Genomic DNA, 25344 nt, shown 5'->3' on the forward strand with positions numbered 1-25344 from the left:
TGGGCGCGTCGTACTGCTTCTAGCTCAGGCGTCCTGGTCGAGCACGGCCTGGACCGACAGGGTGATCGAGACCTTGTCACCGATCACGAACCTGCCGCCGTCGAGCGGGATGTTGAAGTCGATGCCGAAGTCCTTGCGGTTGATCTCGGTGGTGGCCTCGAAGCCGATCCGCTGGCCGCCGTAGGCATCGGCGTCAAGTCCGAGGAACTCCACGTCCAGGGTCACCGGACGGGTGACGCCCTTGATGGTCAGGTCGCCGGTCGCCGTCGTACCGTCGAACGCGGTGCTGGTGAACGTCATCGGACCGGTCTTCTCGACGTCGAAGAAGTCGGAGGAGCGCAGGTGCCCGTCACGCTGGGCGTCGCGGGTGTTGATCGAGTTGAGGTCGATGCTGGCCTCGGCCTTGGTCTCGGCGACGGAGGTCCCGGTGACGACCTTGCCCTCGAAGGACTCGAACTGGCCACGGACCTTGGTCATCAAGTGACGAACGGTGAAGCCGACCTCGGAGTGGCTCGGGTCGATGGTCCAGGTGCCGGCGATCAGGTGGGACTCGGTGTTCACGGTCATGCTTGACTGCTCCTTAGGTAGTTGAACATTCAACCTAATGCTTCAGCGTACACGCTTATTCCCGCGGTCCAGAATGTGCCACTCTCGCTAAACTGCCCGACATGTCCGACGAGACCGAGACCCGGTGGCTGGACGCGACGCAACAACGCTCGTGGCGCGCGCTGGTGATAGGCACGACCCTGCTGATGGACCGGCTCGATGACGATCTCCGCAAGGGCTTCGGCCTATCGCTGACCGAATACGAGATCCTGGTCCGGCTGTCCGAGCGCGAAGGCAGGCAGATGCGGATGGCGGCGCTGGCCGACGCCCTTCGCCACAGCCGGAGCCGGGTGACCCACACCGTGGCGCGGATGGAGAGGGCGGGTCTCATCGAGCGCTGTACGGCGGCCGACGACGGCCGCGGCATCATCGCGACGATGACTGACGAAGGCTGGGACCTGCTCGTGCGAGCCGCGCCGCTGCACGTGACCAGCGTGCGCGACAACCTCGTCGACCTGTGCGACGAAGACGACTTCGCCGCCGTCGGCCGGGTCATGAACGCGGTTGCCGACCGACTTGTCGGCGACCACCCCGAGGTCGACATCCGGTGACCCGGCCCGTGTTGACGCTGTAAGGCGCCGACCCGGCCCGTGTTGACACAAACCATGTCAACACGGGCCGGGTCGGCGGTCTATCTCGTGAACACGGGCCGGGTCGGCGCTTGGACCCGTCAATACGGGCCGGGTCGCGGGTCTTAGTCGCGGGTGAGGCGGCGGTGGGTGACCCGGTGCGGGCGGGCGGCCTCGACGCCGAGCCGCTCGATCTTGTTCTCCTCGTACGACGCGAAGTTGCCCTCGAACCAGAACCACTTCGCCGGGTCCTCGTCGTCACCCTCCCAGGCCAGGATGTGGGTGGCGACGCGGTCGAGGAACCACCGGTCGTGGGAGGTGACCACGGCGCAGCCCGGGAAGTCGAGCAGCGCGTCCTCCAGTGAGGACAGCGTCTCCACGTCGAGGTCGTTGGTCGGCTCGTCGAGCAGCAGCATGTTGCCGCCCATCTTCAGGGTGAGCGCGAGGTTCAGCCGGTTCCGCTCACCGCCGGACAGCACGCCGGCCTTCTTCTGCTGGTCCGGGCCCTTGAAGCCGAACGACGCGACGTAGGCGCGGGAGTTCATCTCGAAGTTGGCGACCTTGATGAAGTCGAGGCCGTCGGAGACGACCTCCCAGACGTTCTTGTTGGGGTCGATGCCGCCGCGGCTCTGGTCGACGTAGGAGATCTTCACGGTCTGCCCGACGACGAGCTCGCCCTCGTCGGACTTCTCCTGGCCGGTGATCATCCGGAACAGCGTGGTCTTGCCGACGCCGTTCGGTCCGATCACGCCGACGATGCCGGCCCGCGGGAGCGTGAACGACAGGTCGTGCATCAGGGTCCGGTCCTCGAAGCCCTTGCCGAGCTTCTTGGCCTCGAGTACGACGTCGCCCAGGCGCGGGCCTGCCGGGATGTTGATCTCGGAGGTGTCGATCTTGCGCATCCGGTCGGCCTCGGCCGCCATCTCCTCGTAGCGCGCCAGACGGGACTTGCTCTTGGTCTGCCGGGCCTTGGCGTTGGACCGCACCCACTCCAGCTCGCGCTCGAGCATCTTGGCCCGCTTGGCGTCCTTCTGGCCCTCGATCTTGAGCCGGTCCTTCTTCGTCTCGAGGTACGTCGAGTAGTTGCCCTCGTAGCCGTGGATCTGACCGCGGTCGACCTCGGCGATCCACTCGGCGACGTTGTCGAGGAAGTACCGGTCGTGGGTCACGGCCAGGACGGCGCCCGGGTAGGACTTCAGGTGACCTTCCAGCCACTGCACCGACTCGGCGTCGAGGTGGTTGGTGGGCTCGTCGAGCAGCAGCAGGCTGGGCTGCTGGAGCAGCAGCTTGCACAGCGCAACCCGGCGCCGCTCGCCACCCGACAGGTTGTCCACCAGGACGTCCGGCGGCGGGCAGCGCAGCGCGTCCATGGCCTGGTCGAGCCGGCTGTCGAGATCCCAGGCGTTCGCGTGGTCGAGGTCGGTCTGCAGGTCGCCCATCTCGGCGAGCAGCTTGTCGAAGTCGGCGTCCGGGTTGGCCATCTCCTCGGAGATCGCGTTGTAGCGGTCGAGCTTGCCCTTGATCTCGCCGACCGCCTCCTCGACGTTCTCCAGGACGGTCTTACCCTCGCTCAGCGGCGGCTCCTGCTGGAGCATGCCGACCGTGCCCTCGGGGTCGAGGATCGCGTCGCCGTTGTTGGGCTGGTCGAGGCCGGCCATGATCTTCAGAAGCGACGACTTGCCGGCGCCGTTCGGACCGACGACGCCGATCTTGGCACCGTGCAGGAACGACAGCGTCACGTTGTCGAGGACGACCTTGTCGCCGTGCGCCTTACGCACGTTGCGCAGTGTGAAGACATATTCAGCCATGGTCCCGGAGCCTATCTGGCGACCCGGGGGTGTCTCCCAATCCGGGTGGGACCGGGGCCGGTCTGAGACCGGGCCGTGCCGCCACCGCGTCTGGTGGGGTGAGGGCCGCCAACGGGGAGGCCCGGACGGGACACGACATGATGAATACCAGACGACGGGAGGGCGCGCGTGAGCCAGCGTCAGAAGCTCGATGACGAGTTCGCGGCGTTCGTCGCGGCACAGTCGCACAGCTTGCTCCGCAAGGCCTGGCTGCTCACCACGTCGCGGCACCGGGCCGAGGACCTGGTGCAGTCGGCGCTGGCGAAGACGTACGCCGCGTGGTCACGAGTGCGGCGGGCCGACGACCCGGTCGCCTACACCCACGCGATCGTCACCAAGACGTTCCTCAGCGAACGCCGCCGGCGCAGCAGCAGTGAGCTGCCGGTCGCCGAGCCGATCGACACTGCGACCGCCGACGAGGCGGCCGACGTTACCGACCGGCTGCTGCTGATGGCGGCGCTGCGCCAGCTCGACCGGCTCGACCGGGCCGTGGTCGTCCTCCGCTACTGGGACGACCGCAGCGTGGCCGACACCGCACGCCAGCTCGACCTCACCGAGGCCGCGGTCAAGAACCGCAGCCTGCGCGCACTGCGCACCCTCCAGTCAGATCCTCACCTCTCAGACCTTGCAACGGGGAGCAACCCATGACCACTCCACATGACCTCGAAGACCAGGTGCGCAACCGCTTCGAGCGCACCATGTCCGACACCACCGCACCTGTCGACGCCTTCCGTACCGGCGCCGTCGCCCGCGGCCGCAGACTCCGGCGCCGTCGCCGGACGCTGATTACCGTCAGCGCGATCACCGCGATCGCGGTCACCGGCCTCGGCATCCAGCAGGCCAGCGGCGGCTCGACCGCCCGCGAGTCGACCGACTACGCCGGCAACGGCTTGCCGGACGTCAAGCAGGCGGCCACCCCGTCGGTCAGCTGGTGGGACCTGCCTGCGTCGGAGATGGTCGCCCGACTCGAGCCGTTGCTGTCCACCGGAGTCCGGATCGTCGATCCACTGATCCGCGAGCCGGGCGCGACCGAGGAGAACTTCGGCTTCCTGATCTCGGGGATCACCTCACCCACCAGCGGCGGAACCGGTGGGTTCAACATGATCTTCTACAGCCCCGAGCAGCCGGACGAGGCCGTTCGCGACGACGGCAATGACCCCGGAGATTCCATGACGATCATGGCGGAGGGGCCACGGTATGAGCAGCAGGTTGACTGCACCTGGCTCCTGTCGCAAAACAAGACAGGGGCGACATGCGACCAGCTCACCGGTCCGGGCGGGGAGCGCGCCATTCTCATGGAGGACGCGTACGACGGCATCGAGCTCATCGAGTTCCGGATGCTGCGCACCGACGGCTCGATGATGTACGTCTCCACGTCCAACTCCAGCCAGGACAAGTGGAACGAGCCGACCTCCTATGCGCTCGCGCTGACCCCCGCGCAGGTACGGGCGATCGGTGAGAGCGACGTCTGGTACGACTGATCGGCGCGGCGACCTCGGCCCGTCGGCAACCGCCCGGCGGGCCGAGCGCTGCTTCAGGCGGCCGCGGGCTGTACCAACTCTCCGTCGGAGTCCAGGCGCGGGCCGTCCTCGTCGTACGCGTGGATAGTCTGCTGGACGTCGTCGCCACCGTGCAGCCTGCGCGGGGCCTTGGTGAACTGCGCCGTACCGCGGGAGAGGTCGTGACCGACCGAGGTGGCGACCACGATGTAGCGGACCGAGGTCTCGGTCGGGCTCTTCTCCCAGACGTCGGCGACGAGCTTGCCGTGCACGATCACGGCCTCGCCGTTGCGAATCGACTGATGGACGTTCAGCGCCAGCGAACGCCAGCACTTCACGGTGAACCAGACGGTCTCGCCGTCGGCCCAGGCGCCGTCGCGGAAGTGTCGCGGGGTAGACCCGACCCGGAAGGACGCGACCTGGGCGCCGCCTCGGGTCTCGGAGAGGCTGACGTCGCTGCCGACCCAGCCCTCGAAGGTGACGTAGGTGTCGTTCATGGTTTCTGCTCCTAGCTGTCGTGTTCGATGAACGACAACCAGCGTCGCCAGCGCCACCGACAGCCAGCGCCCGAGCGGGCGCAGCCTGTGGAGAAATCCGCGGTGCAGAAATTGTGGACGGTTAGTGGGCCGCCGACAGCCAAAGGACGCAGAGGTCAGCTGAGGGCCTGGTTGAGCCCGTTCCGCAGCGCGTAGAAGGCCTGCAGCTCCTGGTCGATCGGCTTCACGATCATCTCCTCGGCCACCTTGTGTACGCCGCCACGCAGCCGCCGGTCCGCGACCCGGGCGCGGCTGCGCGCGGTGATGCTGACCAGCCACCGGCACACGAACGCCAGCAGCCAGCCGAGCAGTACGCCGCCCACCAGTAGCAGCGCCGGCACCGGAATCGGCCCGAGCGACGGCGTATCGGGCACCTCGTCGTCCATCTGCAGGTAGGAGAAGACGAACAGCGCCGTCAGCCACAGCAGGCCGCCGATCGCGGACAGGATCAGCATCCACTGGATGAAGCGGACCAGCCCAGCCCACACCGGCAGCTTGTCGACGCCGAGATCGGTATCGGCGACCGTGGTGTCGAGTCGGTCGGTGATATCGGTGAGGTTGGAGACCGATGCCTTGCGGACCGCCGTCGCCCACGGCTTGGCCAGCCCCTCGGACACGTCGTCCGCCACGCCGCGCACCGCCGCGTCGACCCGCGCCCGCTGTACCTGCGTGGCTTCCGGGACCGAGGTCCGAGCGGTGCTGGTCAGCTCCTTGACGGACGACCCGAAGCCGAGGTGCAGCCGTCGCAGCGGGTCCGGCTTCAGCTTGGTGAACCACGCGATCGCCGGCCAGCCGGTCGACCGGTTGGCGCGCAGCCGCGTCGACTTCTCGACCGCGTCGACCACCATGGGGATGCCGGCAGCATCGGACAGCGCGTCCTCGAGCTCGGCGACCCGCTCCTTGGACAGCTTGCGAGGCTCGGTGGCACCGGCCTCCTGCTGCAGCTGGGTCGCGGCCTGCTTCAGGTCGGCGTCGAGCCGGATCTTGGTCGCCTTCTTCTCGTGCGCCCGGCGCGCGATCTCGTTCTTCAGCGACTCCACGCCGATGCCGTGCCGGGCGCTGATCGGCACGATCGGTACCGAGTCCAGGCCGTCGTTGTCGAGCAGCCGGCGTACGTCGTCGACCATCGCGTCGCGCCGGTCCTCAGCCACCGTGTCGATGTGGTTGAGCACCACCATCATGACGTCCTTGTGGGAGGCCAGCGGCTTCAGGTAGCGGTCGTGGATCGCGGCGTCGGCGTACTTCTGCGGGTCCAGCACCCAGACCAGCACGTCGGCGAGCTTCACCAGCCGGTCGACCTCGAGATGGTGGGTGACCTCGGTCGAGTCGTGGTCGGGCAGGTCCAGGAGTACGACGCCCTGCAGCGCCTTGTCCTCGTGACCGGTGTCGAGCATCGAGTCCCGCGTGACCTGGTGCCGCTGAGGGATGCCGAGCCACTCGAGGAGCTCGGGAGCGCCCTCCGAGCCCCACACGCACGCCATCGCCCAGGACGTCGTGGGGCGTCGTACGCCGACCGCGGCCAGCTCCAGGCCGGACAGCGCGTTGAACGTCGACGACTTGCCGGAGCCGGTCGCTCCCGCGATCCCGACGACGGTGTGGTTGGCCGAGAGACGGAGCCTGCTGGAGGCGCGCCCGACCACCTCGGCGGCAGCATCCACCGAGGAGTCGTCAAGGCGGCCGCGGGCAGCCCGTACGGCAGCTTCGAGTCCAGCGACTCGAGTACCGATATCGGTGCCGCGGCTGACCAGCTTCTTGGCCCCGTCGAGCAAGGACGTCAATTTTCTCCCTCAGCGCAGTTGCAACTGACTATTTTGCCTGAGCAACCGCCACTCTATTCACCCGCGCGGTGTGTCTTCGCACGCTGGGCACCAGCAAAGCGCAGATCGTCGACTCGTCGTGCCGCCGTCCTCATCTGTTCGGCGACGTCCGGAGCAAGCTCCAACGAGTCGACGAGGCCGGTATAGCGCACCCGCTCGTCGTCCAGCAAGAGCCGGACCCTGCGGTCGAGATCTTTGCGTGCCCGCTCGGCGAGCGTCCGCACCGCCTGGTCGCCGAAGACGGCCTCCAGCAGCTTCTGGCCGAGAACGGCCGAACCGCCCGCGATGCCGACCTCGGTACCGGTCACGCCGGCGGTGTGAGCGAAGACCACGACCATCAGTGCGACCGACAGCCCGTTGACGCCGAACGCCAGGAACCGCGCGGTCTGTCGCTTGTCGGCACCTTCAGTGCGGACCATGTCGAGTACGTCGGACTGCCAGTCGCGTACGGCGCGCTCGGCCTTGCGCCGGAAGTCGCGGGAGGCGCGGCCCAGGTCCTGACCGGCGTCACCGAGCAGCTGCTGCCCGGCCGCGGTCGACTGCCACGAGACCTCGGCGCGCTCGGCGGCCGCCTCGGCATGCTCCAGGATCAGCGTCTCTAGGCCGGACTCGACGGCGACCGTGACCCGCTCGGCCTGCTGCGGCTTGCCCTTGAGCGTGTTGAAGAGCTTGTCCCGCAGCCGCCCGATCCGGGTCTCCAGGTTGCGCAGCAGCTCACCGGTGCCGACGAACTCCTGCCAGCGGGCCAGTACCTCACCGCGCAGCAGGGTCCCGTCGGCGGAGGCCTTGTCGATCGCGGCGATCGACTCGTCGTACGCCTTGTCGGCGTCATCGCGGAGCCGCCGGGCCGCCTCGACCTGGTCCCCGCTCGCGTCGGCCACGGCGTACGTGCGCCGCGAGACCGTGCGGATCGCGCCCTCGAGGGTCTGCTTCACCACCAGGGTCCGGGCGTCGGCGTCCTCGGCCAGGCTCGTGAGCCACTCGCTGATCTCGGCCACCGACTGCGGGGGCAGCAGCCCCTCCTCGTCGATGCCGCCCTCCAGCACCGTGAACAGCGGCGAGTCCTTCAGGCCGCGGCTGGCCAGCATCCGGGCCAGGTGGGTCGAGACCGTCTCCACGGCTTCGTCCGGGGTCCGGTCGAGCACGATCGCGACCGCCGTCGACCGCTCCGCCGCCTGCTTCAGGAAGCCCCACGGCACCTGGTCGGCGTACCGCGCCGCCGAGGTCACGAACATCCACAGGTCTGCGGCGGCGAGCAGCTGCGCGGCCAGCGTCCGGTTGCGCTCCTCGACCGAGTCAATGTCGGGCGCGTCCAGGATCGCCAGGCCGGGCGTCAGCGCGTCGGACGGCACCAGCTGGAGCGCCGTCGGGTCGGTGGTCGGCTTCTCGACCCGCTCCAGGTCGGGCAGGATCCGGTCCTGGCCGAACCACTTGGCGTCGTCGGGGTGGTGGACCAGCACCGGTGAGCGCGTGGTCGGCCGGAGTACGCCGGGCTCGGTCACCCGCTTGCCGACCAGGGAGCTGACCAGGGTCGACTTGCCGGCGCCGGTCGAGCCGCCCACCACCGTCAGCAGCGGAGCGTCGATCGTCATCAGCCTCGGGATGACGTAGTCCTCGAGCTGGTCGACCATCTCCCGCTGCGCGGTGCGCTGCTCTTCGACCTTCGGGACGTCCAGCGGGAACTTGGCGTCCTGGAGCCCGCTGCGCAGCCGCACCAGCGCGGTCAGCATCTGGGTCGCGTCGACCTCGATCGGCTCGGAAACGCCCTTGCCGTGCTTCTTGGGGGGCTGCTTGCCCTTCTGCTTGGGCGCGTCCTTGGCCTTCGGGCCCTGGTGCTTGGGCTGGGGACTGGTGGCCGTGGCCGGTGCCGTCACCGGGGTGGCCGGCTTCGCCAGACTTGGCTTCTCGGCTGCCTTCTCGGCCGGCTTCTCCGCCGGCTTTTGCGCAGCCTTCTTGGCGGGCTTCTCGGCCGGCTTCTCGGCCGGCTTCTCGGCCGGCTTCTCGGCCGGCTTCTCGGCCGGCTTCTCGGGCGGCGCGCCCTTGCCGGTGGGATTTTCGATCATCGCGTGGACACCGCCTGACCCGGAAAGCTGATCTGCGGGCGAAGCGCCTGGAGCTGGTTCACGAAGTCCTGTCCTCGGTCGGAGAAGTCGCGCGGTGCGGTGCCCCGCAGGAAGCGATGGTGCAAGAAGCCGAGCTCGATCGCTGCCTGCTGGTAGCCGGCCATCGCCCGCGCACCCGCCTTCCCGCCATTGCGTTGTGCGAACCGCCGACTCTCGCGCCGAGCTCGCAGGTCAACCATGTACGGAATGTCGCTCGCGGGGAAGAGGCCGCGTCTGGCTGCGTCCTGAAGTGCCGCGGTCAGCAGCCGGCGCTCGGAGCGGCTGACGAACACCGCGAGCGCTGCGACGGCCAGGAAACCGGGCACCATGACCACGAAGTAGACCATCGCGAAGCTGTCGAAGCCGCCGAGGGTCGAGGTGTTCCAGGTGGCGTGGGCGAGGACCGCGAGGATGTAGCCGGCGATCGGGGCGACGGTTCGCACCATCGGGCTCCGGCTGGAGACCGCGAGGCCGACACCGATACCGGTGAACGCGGTGAACAGGGGGTGCGCGAACGGGCTGAACAGGCAGCGCACCACGAAGGTCGCGGTCACCGCCTGGACGCCGCCGGGGCCGGTGGCGTCGGTGCCGTTGTACGCCGCGCCGAGGTAGAGGATGTTCTCGATGAAGGCGAAGCCGATGCCGACCATCCCGGCGTACACGATCCCGTCGAGTACGCCGTCCAGCTCGGCCCGCCGCCACCACAGCAGTAGTAATAGGAAGAAGCCCTTGCTGGCCTCCTCGGTCACCGGCGCCACGATCGACAGGCTCTGCTCGTCGGTGATGCCGACGACCAGGCCGCCGATGCCGCCGATCAGCAGGGCCGCGGCGGTGGCCACGAAGCCACCCCACAGCAGGCCCAGCGCGAGCAGCGACCTGGGCTCCGGCTCGTAGCGGTCCAGCCAGAGGTACGCCGCGACCAGCGGGCCGACCGGCACCGCCGCCAAGACGACCGCGACCACGGTCGTCGCACCGCCTCCGGAGAGGCCGATGATCGCTGCCATCGGCACCGCGCACAACGCCACCAGCACGGTGACGACCACCGTGAAGGCAGCGCTCTCGCGGCGACGTACACGCATGGGGCGCATGCTATCCCGAGCGTCTTCTTCGCCCTGTTACGTGCGGCGTACAGTGGCCGGTGTGAGCGACGAGACGACCCCAGAGACCCCTGCCCAGAGTGCCGTCGAGCCGAAGACCGAGTCCCATGATCCGGCCGTGCCGGAGGCCTATGCCGCGTTCATGCGCGAGGGCTGGGGGGACCGCGAGCTGGACCTGCTGCCGCACCCGATCACGTCGTACGCCGCGGCCCGGCGCACGACGCTGGCCGAGACCTTCCCCGGTGAGCGGCTGGTGATCCCGGCCGGCACCTTCAAGGTGCGCTCCAACGACACCGACTACCGGTTCCGCCCGGAGACCGCCCACACCTATCTATCCGGCAACCAGACCTCCGATGCGGTGCTGGTCGTCGAGGACGGCGAGGCGACGCTCTACGCGCGGCCGCGGTCGGCGCGCGACACCGACGAGTTCTTCCGGGACCGCCAGTACGGCGAGCTGTGGGTCGGCCGCCGCCCGTCGCTGCACGAGATGTCGTCCTCCCTCGGGATGCCGGTGAAGCACATCGACGACCTCCCGGCCGCGCTCGAGCCCACCGGCAAGACCCGCGTCCTGCGCGGCATCGACGCCAAGGTCGACGGCCTGGTCGCGCCCGACGAGTCGCTCGACTCCGATTTCGCGCGGGTGGTGTCGGAGCTGCGGCTGGTCAAGGACGACTGGGAGATCGCCGAGCTGCAGGAGGCGTGCGACATCACCACGCTCGGCTTCGAGGACAGCGTCCGCGAGTGGGAGCGGGTCCTGGAGTTCGGCGAGCGCTGGATCGACGGCACCTTCTACCGCCGGGCGCGGGCCATGGGCAACGAGCTCGGCTACGACTCGATCGTCGGCTCGGGCTCGCACGCCACGACGCTGCACTGGATCGACAACACCGGCGCGGTCACCCCGGGCGAGCTGCTGCTGCTCGACATGGGCGTGGAGGGCCGCAACCTCTACACCGCCGACGTCACCCGCACCCTGCCGGTCGACGGCACCTACACCAAGCTGCAGCGCGAGCTCTACGACCTGGTGTACGCCGCCCAGCAGGCCGGCATCGACGCCATCCGCCCCGGCGTACCCTTCCTAGCGGCGCACGACGCGGCGATGGAGGTACTCGCCCACGCGCTCGCCGACATGGGCCTGCTGCCGGTCTCGGCCGAGGAGGCGCTCGACAAGGACTCGAAGGTCTACGCCCGCTGGACGCTGCACGGCACCAGCCACATGCTCGGCATGGACGTCCACGACTGCGGCCAGGCCGCTCCGGAGAACTACCGCGACGGCGAGCTCGCCGAGGGCATGGTGCTGACCGTCGAGCCTGGCCTCTACTTCCAGATCGACGACCTGCTGGTCCCGGAGGAGCTGCGCGGCATCGGCATCCGGATCGAGGACGACATCCTGGTCACCGCCGACGGCTCCCGGAACCTCTCGGCCGGCCTCCCCCGCGAGGCGTCGGCCGTCGAGGAGTGGATGGCCTCGCTCAGGGGCTAGCTCACGCCCGTCAGCTCACGGAGGGCCGTCGCGTCCCGTTCACCGAAGTCGCGGTGGCCCTCCGGCGTGAGATGGAGGCGGTCCGGCAGGTAGTCGAGCTCCCAGCTCGCCGTACTGATGTAAGGGACGCCCGCCAGCGCGGCGAGCCGGGCCAGGACCGTGTCCACCCGGTAGGCCCCCGCCTGTCGAGCCGGTGCCGCGGCGGGTCCGACGAGTACGACGTCACGGCCGGCCAGCGTGCGCAGCAGGCGGCGGGCATCCGCCTCGACCTGCGCGGCGGGTACGTCGTAGTCGTTCAGCCCGCCCTGCACGACGATCATGCCCGGCCATCTCGCCAGGTCGCGCCGGGCGCGGTCGGCGTACGCCACGCCTCGGCACGGGCCGGCAGAACGGGAGAACCCGGACCCGGCGAAGCCGTCGACTCGGACCTGGCCGTCTAGGTACGCCGGCCAGGAGCGCGCGGGATCGTCGAGGTCGGAGCCCATCGCGTAGGAGTCGCCGATCACCAGCACCGGCGCCCCGGAGCCGGTCACCACCCGCGCCCGCTCCTCGGATCGCGCGGCGATGTCCGCACAGCGCTGCGCCGCATCGTCGGCGGCGGCGCTCCCGACGCAGGCCGCGGTCAGCAGCACCGCCAGCACCACACCGCGCCGTACCCCCCATCCCATCAGGATGGCGTCGCCAGCCGCCCGCTGTTCAGGAAATCGGCCAACTGGCCAGGCGGTCGATACGGGTTCGCGTCGACTCGGATCGATGGGTGACAATGTGACCGCTCAACCACTTTCCAGGCCCCCGTAGCTCAGCTGGATAGAGCAGCAGCCTTCTAATCTGCGGGTCACAGGTTCGAATCCTGTCGGGGGCGCCTAGGGCAGCGCCGCGACCGCGGACACCTCCACGAGGGCGCCGGGTACGCCAAGGCTGGAGACGAGCAAGGCGCTGACCAGCGGGGGCGTCGCCGCCGCGGCGAACGACGGAGCGGCAGCGGCGTACGCCGACTGCACGTCGACACCCTCCACGAGAACCACCGTGACGCTGACGAGGTTCTCGATGCCCGCCCCGGCAGCGGCCAGCGCCGTGGCCAGGTTCTCCATCACCTTCACGGTCTGCGCCGCTGCGTCGGTGCCGCCAACGAGCCGGCCCTGCTGGTCGACCGCGTTCTGCCCGCCGATGAAGACCATCGTGGCACCGGGCGGAACGACTGCGACGTGGCTGAATGCGGGGCTGTCGACCAGCCCCGCGGGACGAAGTAGCTGAATCTCGGTCATGTCTGCATGCTAGGAACCGATGCGGACAGCATCTGACCTAAAGCGCGGTGAGGGCGCCCAGATCGAGGTTGAAGACGACGCCGCAGGCGGTCAGCGACGACACGCCCTTGTGCTCCTCGGCCGTGCGGTAGCTCAGCCGGTCGAGGTGGAAGCTGGTCAGCGTGACCGGGTCGGCGAGGTCGATGATCCAGTAGTCGGGGATCCCGGCCTCGGCGTACTCGCTGCGCTTGGTGACCCGGTCGGTGCGGCGGCTGCCCTCCGACACGATCTCCACGGCGAGCCGGATGTCGGCGACTGCCAGCCGCGGCGGGTTCGCCTCGACGGCGGCCTTGGTGGTGACGACGACGTCGGGGGCGCGGACGGTCAGCGGCGACTCGGTGATGAGCACGTCGACCTCGGGCAGCGCTATCAGGTCGGGCGGGAGGTGCTTGCGGATCAGGTAGACGAGGTTGGTCATCGCCAGCTGATGGCGGGGGAACGGCTTGGGGGTCACCGAGAGAACACCCTCACTGCACTCAATATGGTGGGACTCATCGACTGGCATTTCTTCCCAGTCGGGCAGCGTGAACAGCCGGTGGGGCCAACCAGCGGTCAGGGCCTGCGCCATATGTCATCACCTCGCCTGGCCAGTGTCTCAGCCATTGTCGCAGCCGCCAAGCGGCCGACACGCGTGACGAATGCGACTGGTGGGGCTGCTGGTGGACTACAAATGGGAGTGGCCCCGCGGAGTATGCGCCTGCGGGGCCTTGTTCATGCCGCGGTTCATCCCGCAGTTCATCCCGCAGTTCATCCCGCACCGTCATCCCTGCGCGGCGGCGTACGTCGCGATCTCGGCCCGCAGCCCCGTCTTCACCTCGTCCGGCGCGAACGAGGCATCGACCGCGGCCACCGCGAGCGCCGCCACGCCGGCGGTGTCAAGGCCGAGCAGCTCGGCCGCGATCTCGTACTCCCGGTTGAGCGTGGTCCCGAACATCGGCGGGTCGTCGGAGTTGACCGTGACCACGACGCCGGCGTCGACGAAGGCGCGGATCGGGTGCTCTGCCAGCGTGGGTACGGCGCGGGTCGCGATGTTCGACGACGGGCACACCTCGAGGGCGATGCCGGTCTCGGCGAGGTGCGCGAGCAGGGCGGGGTCCTGTGCCGACGACGTACCGTGGCCGATCCGCTCCGCACCCAGTAGCCGCAGCGCGTGCCAGACCGTCTCCGGCCCGGTCGTCTCGCCGGCGTGCGGCACCGAGCGCAGCCCCGCCGCGCGGGCGGCGTCGAAGTGGGGTTGGAACTGCGGGCGGGGTACGCCGATCTCGGGACCGCCCAGCCCGAAGCCGACCAGGGCGTCCACCCGGTGGTTGAGCGCGGCGTCGAGGGTGGCGTCGGCCGCCGGGATGCCGCTCTCCCCCGGGATGTCGTAGATCCAGCGCAGCACCAGCCCGAAGTCGCGCTCGGCGGCCACCCGCGCGTCCTCGATGGCCTCGGTGTAGCCCTCGATCGCGATGCCCGCGAGCTGGGAGGTGTACGGCGTGCACGTCAGCTCGGCGTACCGGAGCTGCTGGCCGGCCATCTCGCGAGCGACCTCGTAGGTGAGCAGCCGGACGTCCTCGGGGGTCCGGATCAGGTTGACGACCGCCAGGTAGACCTCGATGAAGTGAGCGAAGTCGCGGAACTCGAAGAACTTCGTGAGCAGCTCCGGGTCGCTCGGCACCTCACCGGGATGCCGGGCCGCGAGCTCGCTGACGATCCGCGGCGAGGCGGACCCGACGTGGTGGACGTGCAGCTCGGCCTTGGGCAGGCCGGCGATGAACTCGGCGAGTCGTGCGGTCATCCAGTCATCCTCGCGGTCACGCTTTCGCGTTGGCAAATTGGGCGGAATGCGGTCTTAGGTGACCCACAGGTTGACGCCGGCCTCGACGGCGTCCCGGTCGATCTCGGCCATCTCGTCGTCGGACAGCGGCGGGAACGACAGCGCGTCGAGGTTGGTGTCCAGCTGCTCGACCGACGAGGCACCGATCACCGCCGAGGTGACCCGACGGTCCCGCAGCGCCCACTGGAGGGCGAGCTGGGCGAGCTTCTGGCCGCGGCCGGCGGCGATCTCGTTGAGCCGGCGGACGTGGCCGAGGGTCTTCTCGTCGAGGTGGCTCGAGTCGATGGTGGAGCTGTCGCGGGCGGCGCGGGAGTCGGCGGGCACGCCGCCGAGGTAGCGGTCGGTGAGCACGCCCTGGGCGAGCGCGGTGAACACGATGCAGCCCATGCGCTGCTCCTCCAGCTCGTCGAGCAGTGACTCCTCGATCCAGCGGTTGAGCATGCTGTACGACGGCTGGTGGATCAGCAGCGGCGTGCCGAGTCCCTTCGCGATCGCGGCCGCCTCGCGGGTCTGGTCCGCGGAGTACGACGAGATCCCGGCGTACAGCGCCTTGCCCTGTCGCACCGCGTGGTCCAGCGCCCCGATCGTCTCCTCGAGCGGGGTCTCCTCGTCGAAACGGTGGCTGTAGAAGATGTCGACGTAGTCCAGCCCAAGCCGGGTCAGCGACTGGTCGAGGGAGGACAGGACGTACTTGCGCGAGCCGCCGCCCTGGCCGTACGGTCCGGGCCACATGTCGTAGCCGGCCTTGGTGGAGATCACCAGCTCGTCGCGGTACGGCGCCAGGTCGGTCTTGAGGTACTTGCCGAAGTTCTCCTCGGCCCGGCCGTAGGGAGGACCGTAGTTGTTGGCGAGGTCGAAGTGGGTCACGCCGCGGTCGAAGGCGCGCCGGATGATCGCCCGCTGGGTCTCCTCGGGCCGGTCGTCGCCGAAGTTCTGCCACAGGCCGAGCGAGAGCGCCGGGAGCTTCAGCCCGCTCCGCCCGGTGAAGCGGTATTCCATCGTGTCGTAGCGGTCGTCCGCCGCGGTGTAGGCCATGGGGCCATCTTGCCGGGGCGGCCTAGGAGGGTGCCGAACGATCCGGGCGTCGCGGCGCGGCGTCCGGTGCGTGCGATGGCAAGGCGGCGGAGGGAGGCGGGCCGGTGGCCCGTCGACCGACGCCAACGCAGCCAGCGTGCGTGCCGGGCGTCGCGCCGCAGGTCGGATCGTTCGGCACCCTCCTTAGGCGTAGAGGAAGTACCAGCCGATCGCGGCCGGCAGCAGGCCGAGCAGCAGCCAGACCGAGGCCACGGACGCGCCGTGGATGACCCGGGCGCCGACCATCGCGAACAGCCCGACCAGCGCCGCGATCACCAGCAGGCCGGGCTTGGCGCCGCCGCTGTTGTCGACGGTGCCGGCCAGCACGCACAGCCCGCCGGCGAAGACCGCCGCGACGGTGAGCAGCAGCGCGGTCATGACCCACTTCTGGACCCGCTCGATCTCCACAGGCGCCAGCCTAGGGGTCTGCTGAACCAATCCCGTCGAAAGCGAGCGGTGTGAGACGCGTGCGCTGGCAAGGCGGACGAGGGAGGCGGGCCGGTGGCCCGTCGACCGAGGACAACGCAGCCAGCGTGCGGGTATCGCGCCGCGTAGCCGACGGGATGGGTTCAGCAGATCCCTCGAGGTGGCCTACTGGGCGTCGTCGATCGCGGCCATGAGCGCGTCGGCGTACGCGTCCCAGCTCGTTACCTCCCCAGGCTCGAACTTCTCGCCGTTGACCAGGACGTACGGCGTCCCGGTGGCGCCGGCCTTGGAGGCCTCGTCGTTGGCGTTCTGGCCCCACTGCTCGAAGGTCAGATCCTCGATGCCGGCGCGAACGTCGGCCTCCTTGGCGCCGGCTGCGACCGCCTTCTCGACGAGCCAGTCGTTGTCAGGGAACGGCCCGGACTCCGACGGCTGCTCGTCGTAGAGCAGGTCGTGAACCTTCAGGGCGGCCTGGGCGCCGGCCTTGTCCTGGACGACGGCGTACGTGTTGAGCGCCTGGGCGGTGTAGGGGCCGAACTGAGCGAGGAAGGCGACCGGCCGGTACACGAGGTACACCTTGCCGTCCTGCGCCGCCTGGCGCAGGTCTTCCTTGGATGCAGCTTCGAATGCCTTGCACACCGGGCAGAGGAAGTCCTCGTACACCTCGACCTTGACCGGTGCGTCCGGGTCGCCGACGCCGAGCCCGTAGGTGTCTGCCGGCGCGACCTGGAGCCGCCCGGTCCCGCTGCTCGGGCTGCTCGAGTCGCTCGTCGTCGGGGTCGGGTTGCCGGGGGTAGCGGCGTCGTCGCCGGTGGTGTCGCGCTGGGACTGGATGATCAGGCCGACGCCGATGATCAGCAGGAGGGCCAGCACGATCCCGCCGCCGACCAGGAGCTTGCGCCGGGACTCGGCACGCTGCTGCTCGGCGAGAGCGGCAGCGGCCCGCTCGGCACGCGACCGTTCACGGTTGGACTTCGACATCGTCAGACCTTTCAGAGCTTCTGGGAGGAGGGAAGAGCACGGCGTCGGCGGCGTACTTGGTCCGCGGTCGCCAGATCAACAGTCCGGAGAGGAGCAGTAGACCCACGTCGCGGGCGATCTCCATCGGGTACTCGTCGGCGGCGTTCTCCTTGAAGCCGCCGCCGCCGAAGCAGCCGCACTCGATCTGCAGACCGCGCGCCCATGCCGACGAGATGCCGATGATGAACGCCACGAACAGCACCGCCGAGACCACCGCCGACCAGCGCGTGAGCAGGCCCACGATCAGGCAGAGGCCGACCACGACCTCGACGATCGGGAGCAGGTAGCCGATCGTCGGGACGACCGCCTCCGGCAACAGGTCATAGGCGCGTACGGCGCGCACGCTCGCCGCGGGGTCGGGCAGCTTGAGGGCGCCCGCGACGACCCAGACGCCGCCGACGAGCAGCCTCGCCCCTAGCCCGATCCAGGGTCCGATCCGCTGCATCACGACCACGACCCTAGGACCGTTGGCTGAGCAACGGCTGAAACGACACCTAACGTCAGCAAGTAGGGTGCGTTGATGTGACCGAGCGACTCGTCTGGATCGACTGTGAGATGACCGGCCTCGACCTTGAGGCCGACGCCTTGATCGAGGTAGCGGCGCTGGTCACCGACTTCGACCTGAACGTGCTCGGCGAAGGGATCGACCTGATCGTGAAGCCGCCCGCCGAGGCGCTCGCCCAGATGGGTGACTTCGTGCGGACCATGCACACCTCCTCCGGACTCCTCGACGAGCTCGCGGACGGCCTGACCGCGGCCGATGCCGAGGCGCAGGTGCTCGCCTACATCAAGAAGCACTGCCCCTCCGGCAGCCGGCCACCCCTGGCCGGCAACACCGTCGCCACCGACCGCGCCTTCCTCCAGCGGGACATGCCGACCCTGGAGGCGTTCCTCCACTACCGGATCGTCGACGTCTCCTCGATCAAGGAGCTGTCGCGGCGCTGGTTCCCCCGCGCGTACTACGAGGCGCCCGTCAAGCGCGGCAACCACCGGGCGCTCGCGGACATCCAGGAGAGCATCGAGGAGCTGCGCTACTACCGCGAGGCGGTGTTCGTCCCGCAGCCCGGACCGAGCGGTGCCGCCGCCCGTGAGATCGCCTCCCGGCACGGTGGCTCACTGACCGGACTGACCGGTGATGAGGCCGCCCCAGAAGGTGGCGACGCCGATGTCAGCTCCACGCCTTAGAACTAGTACACTCTCCTCGGCCTTGGCTCATGCCGAGGTCTCATGGTGGGCGTAGCTCAGCTGGTAGAGCATCGCGTTGTGGTCGCGAGGGTCGCGGGTTCAAGCCCCGTCGCTCACCCCAGGTAAGGCCCCGGTAGCCGTCAGGCAGCCGGGGCCTTGCGCATTGTTGGCCGTATCCTTCCGGTTCACCCTCGGGAGAAGGAGAAGGCATGGCTCTCAGTGAGGACGACCTCGCGGAGATCAAGAAGGCCGTCAAGGAAGCGCTCGACGAGTACAAGATCGAGGCGCCCGGCGGTCCCGGCGTACCGAAGTGGTCGCTGAAGACCTACCTCCAGTCGCTGTACAAGCGAACCTCCCCAAAAGCCCGCAGCCAGCAGAGCTGACCTTCGCCACCCACAACTCCGCCCGCGGCGCGGTGCTGTGGAAGCCGATCGGCGAGATCATCTGCTGGCAGGAGTGCACCACACCCGCGGTCCGCGACGAGCTCCGCGCGGCGCTGCCCGGCTACGACCACGAGACCTTCGCCGACCGCAACCTCGGCCCTGGGATGAACACGATGTCCTGGCGCCGCGACACCCTCCGGCTCGTCTCCGCCGAGTTTCGCAAGGGCTCCGAGCCGAAGGAGGGCGTCAGCCCGACTCGCTACGTCAACTGGCTGGTGCTGGAGCACCTCGGCACCGGGCAGCAGCTCGCGGCCGTCAACTGCCACTTCGTGTCCAAGGCGTTCTGGGACCCGCCCGAGCCGGACGCCGAGTGGCGCAAGGAGCAGTGGCACAACAACATGCGCGTGCTCCGCGAGGTGATCACCGAGCTGCGCGCTGACGACCTTCCGGTCATGGTCGGCGGCGACTTCAACCGTGCCGTGTGGGACCTGATCGGCCCCGACCTGGTCGAGCCGCGGTACCGCGAGGGGCGCCCGACCGTCGACCGGGTCGCTGTCACCACCGACATCGAGGTGGTGTCGTCCCGCCTCGGCCTGCGGAGCGGCTCCAACCATCAGCCGGTCATCGCCGAGCTCGTCCTGCCAGTTGTCTAGGCGAGCATCTCCCCCAGCCGGTCGAGAGTACGGCGCGACTCCCGGCGCACCCCGACCGGAACGATCGCGGCCCGGCCCGGCACGCGGACGCCGCCGGTGAGCGCGACCCTGGTCCGGCCGTCGCCCTCTTCGGTCGCTGCCATCGCCATGATCAGGAACCGGCTCTGCAGCCAGCAGAAGCCGTCGCGCGCCACCCCACGCAGGCGGGCGCGCTGACCGAGGCGGCCCTTGGCGGCCACCTCGACCCGGTCGCCGGTGCGGTCGAGCACCCGCACCTCGGTCAGGTCGGCCTGCAGGTCCGCGAAGCTGCCTTCGAAGTCGACCAGCACGCCCCAGACGACATCGAGCGGCGCGTCGTACACCCGCTCGGTCACCGCCGCGCCCGACACCGCGCCGGCCAGCGCGCGCAGGCGGCGTACGGGGTCGACCTCGGCGGTCGGCCAGCCCTGCGGCTGCTCGGTGTCGCTCATGACTGCCATGCCTTTCTGAAGGACTCGCGGGCCCGGTGCAGCCGTGACTTCACGGTGCCGACGGGCAGGTCGAGGAGCGCGGCGGCGTCCTCCTCGGAGTAGCCGTGCACGTCGCGAAGCAGCAGCACCGCGCGCAGCCGCGGCGTCAGCCTGGTGAGGACGTCGTGCACGTCAGAGATCAGCTCCGGGTCGCCCGGAGCCGGCAGCCGGGCCAGCGTGTGCTCCTCCAGCGGCCAGGCGCGGCGGTCGCGCTCGGCGTACCGGACCGCCTCCCGGACCGCGATCGCGCGCACCCACCCGAACAGCGCGGCCGGCTCCCGAAGCCCGCCGAGCGATCGCATCACCACCATCAGCGTCTCCTGGGCGGCGTCCGGCCCGCTGTCCAGCGCGATCGCGCCGCAGACCCTGCCGACGTACGGCGTGACCAGGTCGAGCACGTCGCACAGCGCGACGGTGTCGCCGCGCTGCGCTGCACGGACCAGCTCGCCCGGGTCGACCTGCTCGAGTTGGTCAGCCACCTAGATGACCAGGTCCAAGGGGTCGCGCGAGCGAGCGTCGCTCAGCGCGTGCGCTGGCAAGGCGCCGGAGCGAAGGCGGGCCGGCGGCCCGTCGAGCGACGACAACGCCGCCAGCGTGTGTGATGAGCGGCGCTCGGTGCGCGAACCCTTGGACCTGGTCATCTAAGAACCCTCTCATCGCGGCGTTCACCTCATCGGGGCAGTCGATGGTCAGGCCGTGGCCGCAGCCGTGGAGGATCCGCACCCGGGCGTCGGGCAGCCGCTCACCGAAGACCGCGGCGTTGGCGACCGGCAGCACCGTGTCCTCACTCCCCCACAGGACCAGCGTCGGTACGGCGGTGCGCACCAGCGCATCCTCTGTCTGCCGCCAGTCCAGCCGCGCCTCCAGCTCGTGGGTCGCCACCGCGTTGTCGGCGAAGCGACTGGGCCGGGCCAGGTCGCGGACCGTCGCGTCGTCGAGGTTGTGCTCGGCCAGTTTGCGCAGCGAGTCCTCGACCGCCGTCTGGTCGGTCGAGCCGAGCACCGTCAGCGCCCGGCCGACGACCGGCAGCTTGAGCATCTCCCACGCGCTCGGGTCCGGCCGGTCCAGCCCGCTGGCGGCCAGCAGCGCGAGCCGGGTCACCCGCTCCGGGTGCCGCTGCGCGTAGGCCAGCGCCCAGCCACCGCTCCACGAGTTGCCCGCCAGGGCGAACTGGTCCAGTCTCACGGCGTCCCGGAACGCATCGATCGCATCCGTCATCCCGCCGAGGTCGTAGGTGAAACTGTCGTCGGTGAGGGTCGTGTAGCCCTGCCCGGGCAGGTCGACGGCGTACACGGTGTGGTCGGCGGCGAGTGCCTGGAGCTGCGGCTGCCAGGCGGCGGCCCAGGAGGCCCCTGGCGCGAGCAGAACGACCGGACTCCCGCTGCCCGCCTTGAGGTAGTGGAACCGGGCCAGGTCGGTATCGACGAAGTGGGAGGTCGCGCCAGCCACCGGCGGCACGTCCGAGTCGGCTGCTGGTAGCGGCACCAGGTACGCGGCACCGAGTGCGGCCAGCGCCACCACCGCCGCCATCGCGATCGCCACCGCGCGAGACACCCTGGCGCCGACTCCGAGAGTGCTCAGGCCGCACCAGCCGAGGACGAAGCAGAGCGGAGTGTAGGCAACGAGGTTGAGCACGTAGTACGGCGGGTGGAGGTGACCGAGCGACGGCACTACCCACAGCAGGCCGAGCACGCCGCGGGTGAGCAGCGCGGCCGTCAGCAGCGCGATCCCCGCCTGCAGCGGCCGGCGGGCGCCGTGCCGCTCACGGGCCAGGACCAGCGCGGCCGCGGCCAGGTAGAGGCCGGCCTCCGGCAGCGTGATCCGAGCGCCGAAGTCAGCGCCGAAGCCGAGGACCGCGCGACTCAGCGTGTACTCGTCGGGCGCCGGCCAGACCGCACCGGTCGCCCAGTAGAGATGGGTCGCGGACAGCAGCAGGAAGGCGCCGGCGAGAACCCGCGCGGGCGTGACCCGTCGCGAACGGGCCGAGCGGCCGGGAGTCGCACGGGTCGGTTCGATGGTGGTCGTCATGCCAGGAAGAGGGGCGGCGTGGCGGAAAGGTTCCGTCGCTTTCGTGAATTTCTCGGGATACGGTGCCGGCATGACGAGTGGGGCTGAGACAGCGAGCCGGGAGTACGACGTCGTGGTCGTGGGCGGCGGGCACAACGGGCTCACCGCGGCCGCCTACCTCGCGCGCGCGGGCCTGTCGGTCCTGGTCCTCGAACGGCTCCCCCACACCGGCGGCGCGGCCATATCGACGACCGCGTTCGCCGGCAAGGACGCACGGCTCTCCCGCTACTCGTACCTGGTGTCGCTGATGCCGGAGCAGCTGATGGCCGACCTCGACCTGCGGGTGGACCTGAAGTCGCGGCGGACCGCGTCGTACACGCCGTACTCGCGCGACGGAGTCGCCGGCGGACTGCTGGTCGAGCGGCCGGAGGGCGAGGCGACGCGGGAGTCGTTCCGCGCGCTCACCGGCGGCGACGACGAGTACGCCGCGTGGCAGGCGTTCTACGCCGAGACCGCGACCCTGGCCGAGGCGGTCGCCCCGACCCTGCTCTCTCCGCTGCCGACCGACCGTGCGATCAAGGAGCAGGTGGCGGCGGAGATCTGGACCGACATGGTCGAGCGGCCGCTGGGTGAGGCGATCGAGCGCAGGTTCGCCGACGACACGGTGCGGGGCGTGGTCGGGACCGACGCGCTGATCGGCACGTTCGCCTCGCTGAGCGACCCGTCGCTGATCCAGAACCGCTGCTTCCTCTACCACCTGATCGGCAACGGCACCGGTGAGTGGCGGGTGCCGGTCGGTGGGATGGGCTCGGTCACCGACTCCCTGCTCGCGGCGGCGCTGGGCGCCGGCGCCGAGGTGGTCACCGGGGCCGGCGTCCGCTCGATCCAGGCGACCGGCGAGGCGGCCGAGGTCACCTGGGACGGTTTCGACGGCGCGCAGACGGTGACCAGCCGCTGGGTGCTGTCCGGCGTCGCCCCGTGGGTGCTGAAGATCCTGCTCGGCGACGGCCAGGAGGACGCCATCAAGCCGGCGGGCGCGCAGCTCAAGATCAACTTCCTCCTCGACCGGCTGCCCGAGCTCAAGTCCGGCGCCGACCCGGCCGTCGCCTTCGCCGGCACCCTGCACCTCGCCGAGGACTACAGCCAGCTGGAGGCGGCGTACGCCGATGCGGCCGCGGGCCGGCTGCCCGGCGTACTCCCGGGCGAGGTGTACTGCCACTCCCTCACCGACCCGTCCATCCTCGGCGGCGACCTGGCTGCCTCCGGCGCGCACACGCTGACCTACTTCGGGCTGCACACGCCGGCCTCTCTATTCGACGCCGATCCGGAGACGGCCAAGAAGGAGGCGGTGGACCGCGCCCTGGCGGCCCTCAACGAGCACCTGGTCGAGCCGATCTCGACCTATCTCGCCGTCGACGCCGACGGCCGGCCGTGCCTCGAGGCGAAGATCCCGCAGGACGTCGAGGCCGACCTGGCGATGCCGGGCGGGCACATCTTCCACGGTGACCTGGAGTGGCCGTGGGCGCCCTCGCGCGCTTCACTGGACACGCCCGCACAGCAGTGGGGCGTCGCCACCGACCTGGCCAACGTGCTGCTCTGCGGGTCCGGCGCCCGGCGCGGCGGCGCCGTCTCCGGCATCGGTGGCCACAACGCCGCCCAGGCCGTGCTGGCGAGCCGTTAGGAAGGCACCCCCGATTTGGTGCGACGTGGCGCCAGCGGTAATCTTTCTTCTCGCTTCACATGCGCGCCATTAGCTCAATTGGCAGAGCAGCTGACTCTTAATCAGCGGGTTCGGGGTTCGAGTCCCTGATGGCGTACAACACCCAGGTCGGTCCCGGATTCCGGGGCCGACCTTTGTGCTTCCGGCGTTGAACGACCGTTCGTTCAAAGCGGGATCTTGAACGAACGGTCGTTCAACGCCGGACAGGGGTCAGCTGGTCAGTAGGCGGAGGGCGGCTTGGCCGTCGGTGCGGATGGCGGCCGGGATCGGCTGCCAGGCGGGGTGGCTGTCAGGCATCGAGGCGGCGAGGGCCGTCAGCCGCTCAAGCTCGGGCGGGCTGAGCGCCTCGCGGTCGGCGTACGGGTCGTCGAGACAGCAGAGCAGCACGGCCGCGTCGTGCAGGTGCCGCTCGGGGTTGTGCGAGTCGGCCTGGTACGCCGCGGCCTTGAGCACCAGCGCCCCCAATGCGCTCGGCACCGTCAGCGTGGTGCGCCGGCCGGCGATGGTCAGTCGAACCTGGAACAGCCGGCGCAGTGCCTGGCCGCTGCCTTCGGCCTTCATCAGGGTCCGGCCGCGGATCCGGTCGGTGGGGCGAGGCGCGACGTCCTCGGCGACCAGCACGTCGACGGTCTCGCGCTTGGTCACGAGGTCGACGTGCGCCCGGCCGCGGACGAACCGGTGAGCGTGCTCGGCACGGTTGTCGAGCGGAAGCAGAAGCCGGTAGCCGAGGGACTCGAGTGCGTCGGCCACGAGGTCCGGCACGGCGCGCAGCGGGTCGAGGTGCAGCACGATGTCGACGTCGTTGGTCGGCCGGACCACTCCGACGCCGCGGCTGACGCCGTGCAGCTGCACCATCAGCCCCCCGATCAGCGTCCACGCGCCGGGCGCCAGCACCGAGGCGATCTCGGCGACGTTCGGCCACGGCGCCTGCCAGTCGCCCGGAGGTGTCGGCAGGTCGAGTACGTCGGGGTCAGCCACGGAACCGCCCGAGCGCGCCGGCCAGCGCGTCCAGGCCGACCCGCCGCTCCCGAGGGTCGAGCGACTCGGCCAGGTCCAGCGCGGAGAGTACGACGCCCGCGCCGGCGAGGTCTGCGACCAGGCCGAGGTCCATGGTCGTGGCCCGCAGCACGATCCGGCCGCCGGGCGCCCGGACCAGGGCATGGCGGCTGACGACGTCGTCCAGGTCGGCCGCCACGACGTACGCGTTCAGCCGGTCCGCCTCGGCCAGGCCGAGCATCACCGCACCCGCCGAGGTGTCCACGACGTCGCGGCGCAGCCGGGTCGGGGCGCTGCTGTGGCCGGCGTACCAGCCAGCGCGGGCCCGGTCGCGGGTCCGGCCGAGTAGCTCGTCGGCGGTCAGCCCCCTCAGCGTCGTCCGCAGCCGCGACCGCTGCGGAGCGCCCAGCCACGGCGCGGGGCGGGCCGACAGCAGCGCGACCGCCGCCCAGGCGGTCCGCTCGCTCCACGCCCGTCGCCGCGAGGCCGGGCGCGCGGCCAGGTAGCGATCAACCGAGGTGCGGTCGACGAGGCCGCGCGCCACCACCTGCAGCTCGCCGGCGGCGGCGAGATGCTGCACCTGCCGGGTGGACACCCCGAGCAGCCGGGCGGCCTCGGGGACGGCGACGTACTCCATGACAGATAGTTTCGCTTTCACGAAGCTATTCATCAATCAACTCCCTGCGGGCGCGCCG

The 25344-nt window shown here is 70.1% G+C and carries 27 protein-coding genes and 3 tRNA genes; 11 read left to right on the top strand and 19 right to left on the bottom strand.

Annotated elements, in window-relative coordinates; genetic code table 11:
* Nucleotides 1-24: 24 nt before the first annotated feature.
* Complete coding sequence (locus DDV73_RS07150) at nucleotides 25-567, bottom strand: YceI family protein (protein WP_109506551.1); 543 nt, start codon at nucleotides 565-567, stop codon at nucleotides 25-27.
* Nucleotides 568-668: 101 nt separating this feature from the next.
* On the opposite strand from DDV73_RS07150, the gene DDV73_RS07155 reads away from it, so the two are divergent.
* Nucleotides 669-1157, top strand: a complete 489-nt coding sequence (locus DDV73_RS07155) for a MarR family winged helix-turn-helix transcriptional regulator (protein ID WP_109506552.1) — start codon at nucleotides 669-671, stop codon at nucleotides 1155-1157.
* A 143-nt stretch (nucleotides 1158-1300) separates the two neighbouring features.
* Here the strand turns inward: DDV73_RS07155 and ettA are convergent, their stop codons facing one another.
* The gene (gene ettA / locus DDV73_RS07160; protein ID WP_109506553.1) at nucleotides 1301-2983 is read right to left on the bottom strand and encodes an energy-dependent translational throttle protein EttA; all 1683 of its coding nucleotides are present in this window, start codon (nucleotides 2981-2983) and stop codon (nucleotides 1301-1303) included.
* 168 nt (nucleotides 2984-3151) lie between these two features.
* On the opposite strand from ettA, the gene DDV73_RS07165 reads away from it, so the two are divergent.
* Both DDV73_RS07165 and DDV73_RS07170 read left to right on the top strand, forming a co-directional pair.
* The gene (locus DDV73_RS07165) at nucleotides 3152-3670 is read left to right on the top strand and encodes a SigE family RNA polymerase sigma factor (protein WP_109506554.1); all 519 of its coding nucleotides are present in this window, start codon (nucleotides 3152-3154) and stop codon (nucleotides 3668-3670) included.
* Nucleotides 3667-4503 carry a hypothetical protein gene (locus DDV73_RS07170; protein ID WP_109506555.1) on the top strand — a complete coding sequence of 279 codons (837 nt, stop codon included), beginning with the start codon at nucleotides 3667-3669 and terminating at the stop codon, nucleotides 4501-4503. The genes DDV73_RS07165 and DDV73_RS07170 overlap by 4 nt, the downstream gene beginning before the upstream one ends.
* Before the next feature lie 53 nt (nucleotides 4504-4556).
* On the opposite strand, the gene DDV73_RS07175 is transcribed toward DDV73_RS07170, so the two are convergent.
* The 4 genes from DDV73_RS07175 to DDV73_RS07190 form a co-directional block, all read right to left on the bottom strand.
* Nucleotides 4557-5018 (bottom strand): single-stranded DNA-binding protein, encoded by a 462-nt coding sequence (locus DDV73_RS07175; RefSeq protein ID WP_109506556.1) that lies wholly within the window; start codon nucleotides 5016-5018, stop codon nucleotides 4557-4559.
* A gap of 155 nt (nucleotides 5019-5173) precedes the next feature.
* Nucleotides 5174-6826: a GTPase gene (locus tag DDV73_RS07180; RefSeq protein ID WP_240617165.1), complete on the bottom strand. Its 1653-nt coding sequence runs from the start codon at nucleotides 6824-6826 to the stop codon at nucleotides 5174-5176.
* Between the two features lie 62 nt (nucleotides 6827-6888).
* Nucleotides 6889-8937 carry a dynamin family protein gene (locus DDV73_RS07185; protein WP_240617166.1) on the bottom strand — a complete coding sequence of 683 codons (2049 nt, stop codon included), beginning with the start codon at nucleotides 8935-8937 and terminating at the stop codon, nucleotides 6889-6891.
* Nucleotides 8934-10055, bottom strand: coding sequence for a PrsW family intramembrane metalloprotease (locus tag DDV73_RS07190; protein ID WP_109506558.1), 1122 nt, complete (start codon nucleotides 10053-10055; stop codon nucleotides 8934-8936). Before DDV73_RS07190 ends, DDV73_RS07185 begins: the two co-directional genes overlap by 4 nt.
* A gap of 61 nt (nucleotides 10056-10116) precedes the next feature.
* Between DDV73_RS07190 and DDV73_RS07195 the strand changes: the two genes are divergently transcribed.
* Nucleotides 10117-11553, top strand: coding sequence for an aminopeptidase P family protein (locus DDV73_RS07195; RefSeq protein ID WP_240617167.1), 1437 nt, complete (start codon nucleotides 10117-10119; stop codon nucleotides 11551-11553).
* Here the strand turns inward: DDV73_RS07195 and DDV73_RS07200 are convergent.
* Nucleotides 11550-12221, bottom strand: a complete 672-nt coding sequence (locus DDV73_RS07200) for an SGNH/GDSL hydrolase family protein (protein ID WP_109506559.1) — start codon at nucleotides 12219-12221, stop codon at nucleotides 11550-11552. The two genes, DDV73_RS07195 and DDV73_RS07200, sit on opposite strands and share 4 nt — an antisense overlap.
* A 120-nt stretch (nucleotides 12222-12341) precedes the next feature.
* On the opposite strand from DDV73_RS07200, the gene DDV73_RS07205 reads away from it, so the two are divergent.
* Nucleotides 12342-12415, top strand: a tRNA-Arg gene (locus DDV73_RS07205).
* A gap of 1 nt (nucleotide 12416) precedes the next feature.
* On the opposite strand, the gene DDV73_RS07210 is transcribed toward DDV73_RS07205, so the two are convergent.
* From DDV73_RS07210 to DDV73_RS07240, 7 genes are all read right to left on the bottom strand, one after another.
* Nucleotides 12417-12818: a RidA family protein gene (locus DDV73_RS07210; RefSeq protein WP_109506560.1), complete on the bottom strand. Its 402-nt coding sequence runs from the start codon at nucleotides 12816-12818 to the stop codon at nucleotides 12417-12419.
* Between the two features lie 37 nt (nucleotides 12819-12855).
* Entirely contained in the window at nucleotides 12856-13425 is a 570-nt protein-coding gene (locus tag DDV73_RS07215) for a Uma2 family endonuclease (RefSeq protein ID WP_109506561.1), read from the bottom strand.
* Nucleotides 13426-13617: 192 nt separating this feature from the next.
* Nucleotides 13618-14637 carry an adenosine deaminase gene (locus DDV73_RS07220; protein ID WP_109506562.1) on the bottom strand — a complete coding sequence of 340 codons (1020 nt, stop codon included), beginning with the start codon at nucleotides 14635-14637 and terminating at the stop codon, nucleotides 13618-13620.
* 54 nt (nucleotides 14638-14691) lie between these two features.
* Nucleotides 14692-15711, bottom strand: coding sequence for an L-glyceraldehyde 3-phosphate reductase (mgrA, locus tag DDV73_RS07225; protein WP_109506563.1), 1020 nt, complete (start codon nucleotides 15709-15711; stop codon nucleotides 14692-14694).
* A gap of 183 nt (nucleotides 15712-15894) precedes the next feature.
* Nucleotides 15895-16158 carry a hypothetical protein gene (locus DDV73_RS07230; protein WP_109506564.1) on the bottom strand — a complete coding sequence of 88 codons (264 nt, stop codon included), beginning with the start codon at nucleotides 16156-16158 and terminating at the stop codon, nucleotides 15895-15897.
* A gap of 183 nt (nucleotides 16159-16341) precedes the next feature.
* Nucleotides 16342-17157: a DsbA family protein gene (locus DDV73_RS07235; protein WP_109506565.1), complete on the bottom strand. Its 816-nt coding sequence runs from the start codon at nucleotides 17155-17157 to the stop codon at nucleotides 16342-16344.
* A complete protein-coding gene (locus DDV73_RS07240; RefSeq protein ID WP_109506616.1) occupies nucleotides 17138-17641 on the bottom strand; it encodes a DoxX family protein in 504 nt (167 codons plus the stop codon). The genes DDV73_RS07235 and DDV73_RS07240 overlap by 20 nt, the downstream gene beginning before the upstream one ends.
* Before the next feature lie 77 nt (nucleotides 17642-17718).
* Here DDV73_RS07240 and orn point away from each other — a divergent pair, with 77 nt between their 5' ends.
* The 4 genes from orn (at nucleotide 17719) to DDV73_RS07255 (ending at nucleotide 19417) form a co-directional block, all read left to right on the top strand.
* Nucleotides 17719-18381, top strand: coding sequence for an oligoribonuclease (gene orn, locus DDV73_RS07245; protein WP_109506566.1), 663 nt, complete (start codon nucleotides 17719-17721; stop codon nucleotides 18379-18381).
* Nucleotides 18382-18426: 45 nt separating this feature from the next.
* A tRNA-His gene (locus DDV73_RS07250) sits at nucleotides 18427-18502 on the top strand.
* Between the two features lie 88 nt (nucleotides 18503-18590).
* Nucleotides 18591-18764, top strand: a complete 174-nt coding sequence (locus DDV73_RS27795) for a hypothetical protein (RefSeq protein ID WP_154402646.1) — start codon at nucleotides 18591-18593, stop codon at nucleotides 18762-18764.
* A gap of 32 nt (nucleotides 18765-18796) precedes the next feature.
* Entirely contained in the window at nucleotides 18797-19417 is a 621-nt protein-coding gene (locus tag DDV73_RS07255; RefSeq protein WP_109506567.1) for an endonuclease/exonuclease/phosphatase family protein, read from the top strand.
* On the opposite strand, the gene DDV73_RS07260 is transcribed toward DDV73_RS07255, so the two are convergent.
* From DDV73_RS07260 to DDV73_RS07270, 3 genes are read right to left on the bottom strand one after another with little or no spacing between them, the layout of a single operon-like run.
* Nucleotides 19414-19887 carry an SRPBCC family protein gene (locus tag DDV73_RS07260; RefSeq protein WP_109506568.1) on the bottom strand — a complete coding sequence of 158 codons (474 nt, stop codon included), beginning with the start codon at nucleotides 19885-19887 and terminating at the stop codon, nucleotides 19414-19416. The two genes, DDV73_RS07255 and DDV73_RS07260, sit on opposite strands and share 4 nt — an antisense overlap.
* Nucleotides 19884-20405: an RNA polymerase sigma factor gene (locus tag DDV73_RS07265; RefSeq protein ID WP_109506569.1), complete on the bottom strand. Its 522-nt coding sequence runs from the start codon at nucleotides 20403-20405 to the stop codon at nucleotides 19884-19886. Before DDV73_RS07265 ends, DDV73_RS07260 begins: the two co-directional genes overlap by 4 nt.
* Complete coding sequence (locus DDV73_RS07270; protein WP_161962312.1) at nucleotides 20398-21954, bottom strand: alpha/beta fold hydrolase; 1557 nt, start codon at nucleotides 21952-21954, stop codon at nucleotides 20398-20400. Before DDV73_RS07270 ends, DDV73_RS07265 begins: the two co-directional genes overlap by 8 nt.
* 70 nt (nucleotides 21955-22024) lie before the next feature.
* On the opposite strand from DDV73_RS07270, the gene DDV73_RS07275 reads away from it, so the two are divergent.
* Nucleotides 22025-23614, top strand: coding sequence for a phytoene desaturase family protein (locus DDV73_RS07275; protein WP_109506571.1), 1590 nt, complete (start codon nucleotides 22025-22027; stop codon nucleotides 23612-23614).
* Nucleotides 23615-23677: 63 nt separating this feature from the next.
* A tRNA-Lys gene (locus DDV73_RS07280) sits at nucleotides 23678-23750 on the top strand.
* Nucleotides 23751-23863: 113 nt separating this feature from the next.
* Here the strand turns inward: DDV73_RS07280 and DDV73_RS07285 are convergent.
* Both DDV73_RS07285 and DDV73_RS07290 read right to left on the bottom strand, forming a co-directional pair.
* Nucleotides 23864-24631, bottom strand: a complete 768-nt coding sequence (locus tag DDV73_RS07285) for a hypothetical protein (RefSeq protein ID WP_109506572.1) — start codon at nucleotides 24629-24631, stop codon at nucleotides 23864-23866.
* Nucleotides 24624-25286 (bottom strand): MerR family transcriptional regulator, encoded by a 663-nt coding sequence (locus tag DDV73_RS07290; protein WP_109506573.1) that lies wholly within the window; start codon nucleotides 25284-25286, stop codon nucleotides 24624-24626. Before DDV73_RS07290 ends, DDV73_RS07285 begins: the two co-directional genes overlap by 8 nt.
* Nucleotides 25287-25344 lie beyond the last annotated feature (58 nt).

This window comes from Nocardioides speluncae, from assembly GCF_003121585.1.
Taxonomy (GTDB): Bacteria; Actinomycetota; Actinomycetes; order Propionibacteriales; family Nocardioidaceae; genus Nocardioides; species Nocardioides speluncae.

Bases quoted from the DNA above. Each gene is read 5' to 3' on its own strand.
- DDV73_RS07150 (WP_109506551.1), bottom strand. From the start codon at position 567: ATGACCGTGAACACCGAGTCCCACCTGATCGCCGGCACCTGGACCATC.
- DDV73_RS07155 (WP_109506552.1), top strand. From the start codon at position 669: ATGTCCGACGAGACCGAGACCCGGTGGCTGGACGCGACGCAACAACGC.
- ettA (WP_109506553.1), bottom strand. From the start codon at position 2,983: ATGGCTGAATATGTCTTCACACTGCGCAACGTGCGTAAGGCGCACGGC.
- DDV73_RS07170 (WP_109506555.1), top strand. From the start codon at position 3,667: ATGACCACTCCACATGACCTCGAAGACCAGGTGCGCAACCGCTTCGAG.
- DDV73_RS07175 (WP_109506556.1), bottom strand. From the start codon at position 5,018: ATGAACGACACCTACGTCACCTTCGAGGGCTGGGTCGGCAGCGACGTC.
- DDV73_RS07185 (WP_240617166.1), bottom strand. From the start codon at position 8,937: ATGATCGAAAATCCCACCGGCAAGGGCGCGCCGCCCGAGAAGCCGGCC.
- DDV73_RS07190 (WP_109506558.1), bottom strand. From the start codon at position 10,055: ATGCGTGTACGTCGCCGCGAGAGCGCTGCCTTCACGGTGGTCGTCACC.
- DDV73_RS07200 (WP_109506559.1), bottom strand. From the start codon at position 12,221: ATGGGATGGGGGGTACGGCGCGGTGTGGTGCTGGCGGTGCTGCTGACC.
- DDV73_RS07210 (WP_109506560.1), bottom strand. From the start codon at position 12,818: ATGACCGAGATTCAGCTACTTCGTCCCGCGGGGCTGGTCGACAGCCCC.
- DDV73_RS07215 (WP_109506561.1), bottom strand. From the start codon at position 13,425: ATGGCGCAGGCCCTGACCGCTGGTTGGCCCCACCGGCTGTTCACGCTG.
- DDV73_RS07220 (WP_109506562.1), bottom strand. From the start codon at position 14,637: ATGACCGCACGACTCGCCGAGTTCATCGCCGGCCTGCCCAAGGCCGAG.
- mgrA (WP_109506563.1), bottom strand. From the start codon at position 15,711: ATGGCCTACACCGCGGCGGACGACCGCTACGACACGATGGAATACCGC.
- DDV73_RS07235 (WP_109506565.1), bottom strand. From the start codon at position 17,157: ATGTCGAAGTCCAACCGTGAACGGTCGCGTGCCGAGCGGGCCGCTGCC.
- DDV73_RS07240 (WP_109506616.1), bottom strand. From the start codon at position 17,641: ATGCAGCGGATCGGACCCTGGATCGGGCTAGGGGCGAGGCTGCTCGTC.
- DDV73_RS27795 (WP_154402646.1), top strand. From the start codon at position 18,591: ATGGCTCTCAGTGAGGACGACCTCGCGGAGATCAAGAAGGCCGTCAAG.
- DDV73_RS07260 (WP_109506568.1), bottom strand. From the start codon at position 19,887: ATGAGCGACACCGAGCAGCCGCAGGGCTGGCCGACCGCCGAGGTCGAC.
- DDV73_RS07270 (WP_161962312.1), bottom strand. From the start codon at position 21,954: ATGACGACCACCATCGAACCGACCCGTGCGACTCCCGGCCGCTCGGCC.
- DDV73_RS07275 (WP_109506571.1), top strand. From the start codon at position 22,025: ATGACGAGTGGGGCTGAGACAGCGAGCCGGGAGTACGACGTCGTGGTC.
- DDV73_RS07290 (WP_109506573.1), bottom strand. From the start codon at position 25,286: ATGGAGTACGTCGCCGTCCCCGAGGCCGCCCGGCTGCTCGGGGTGTCC.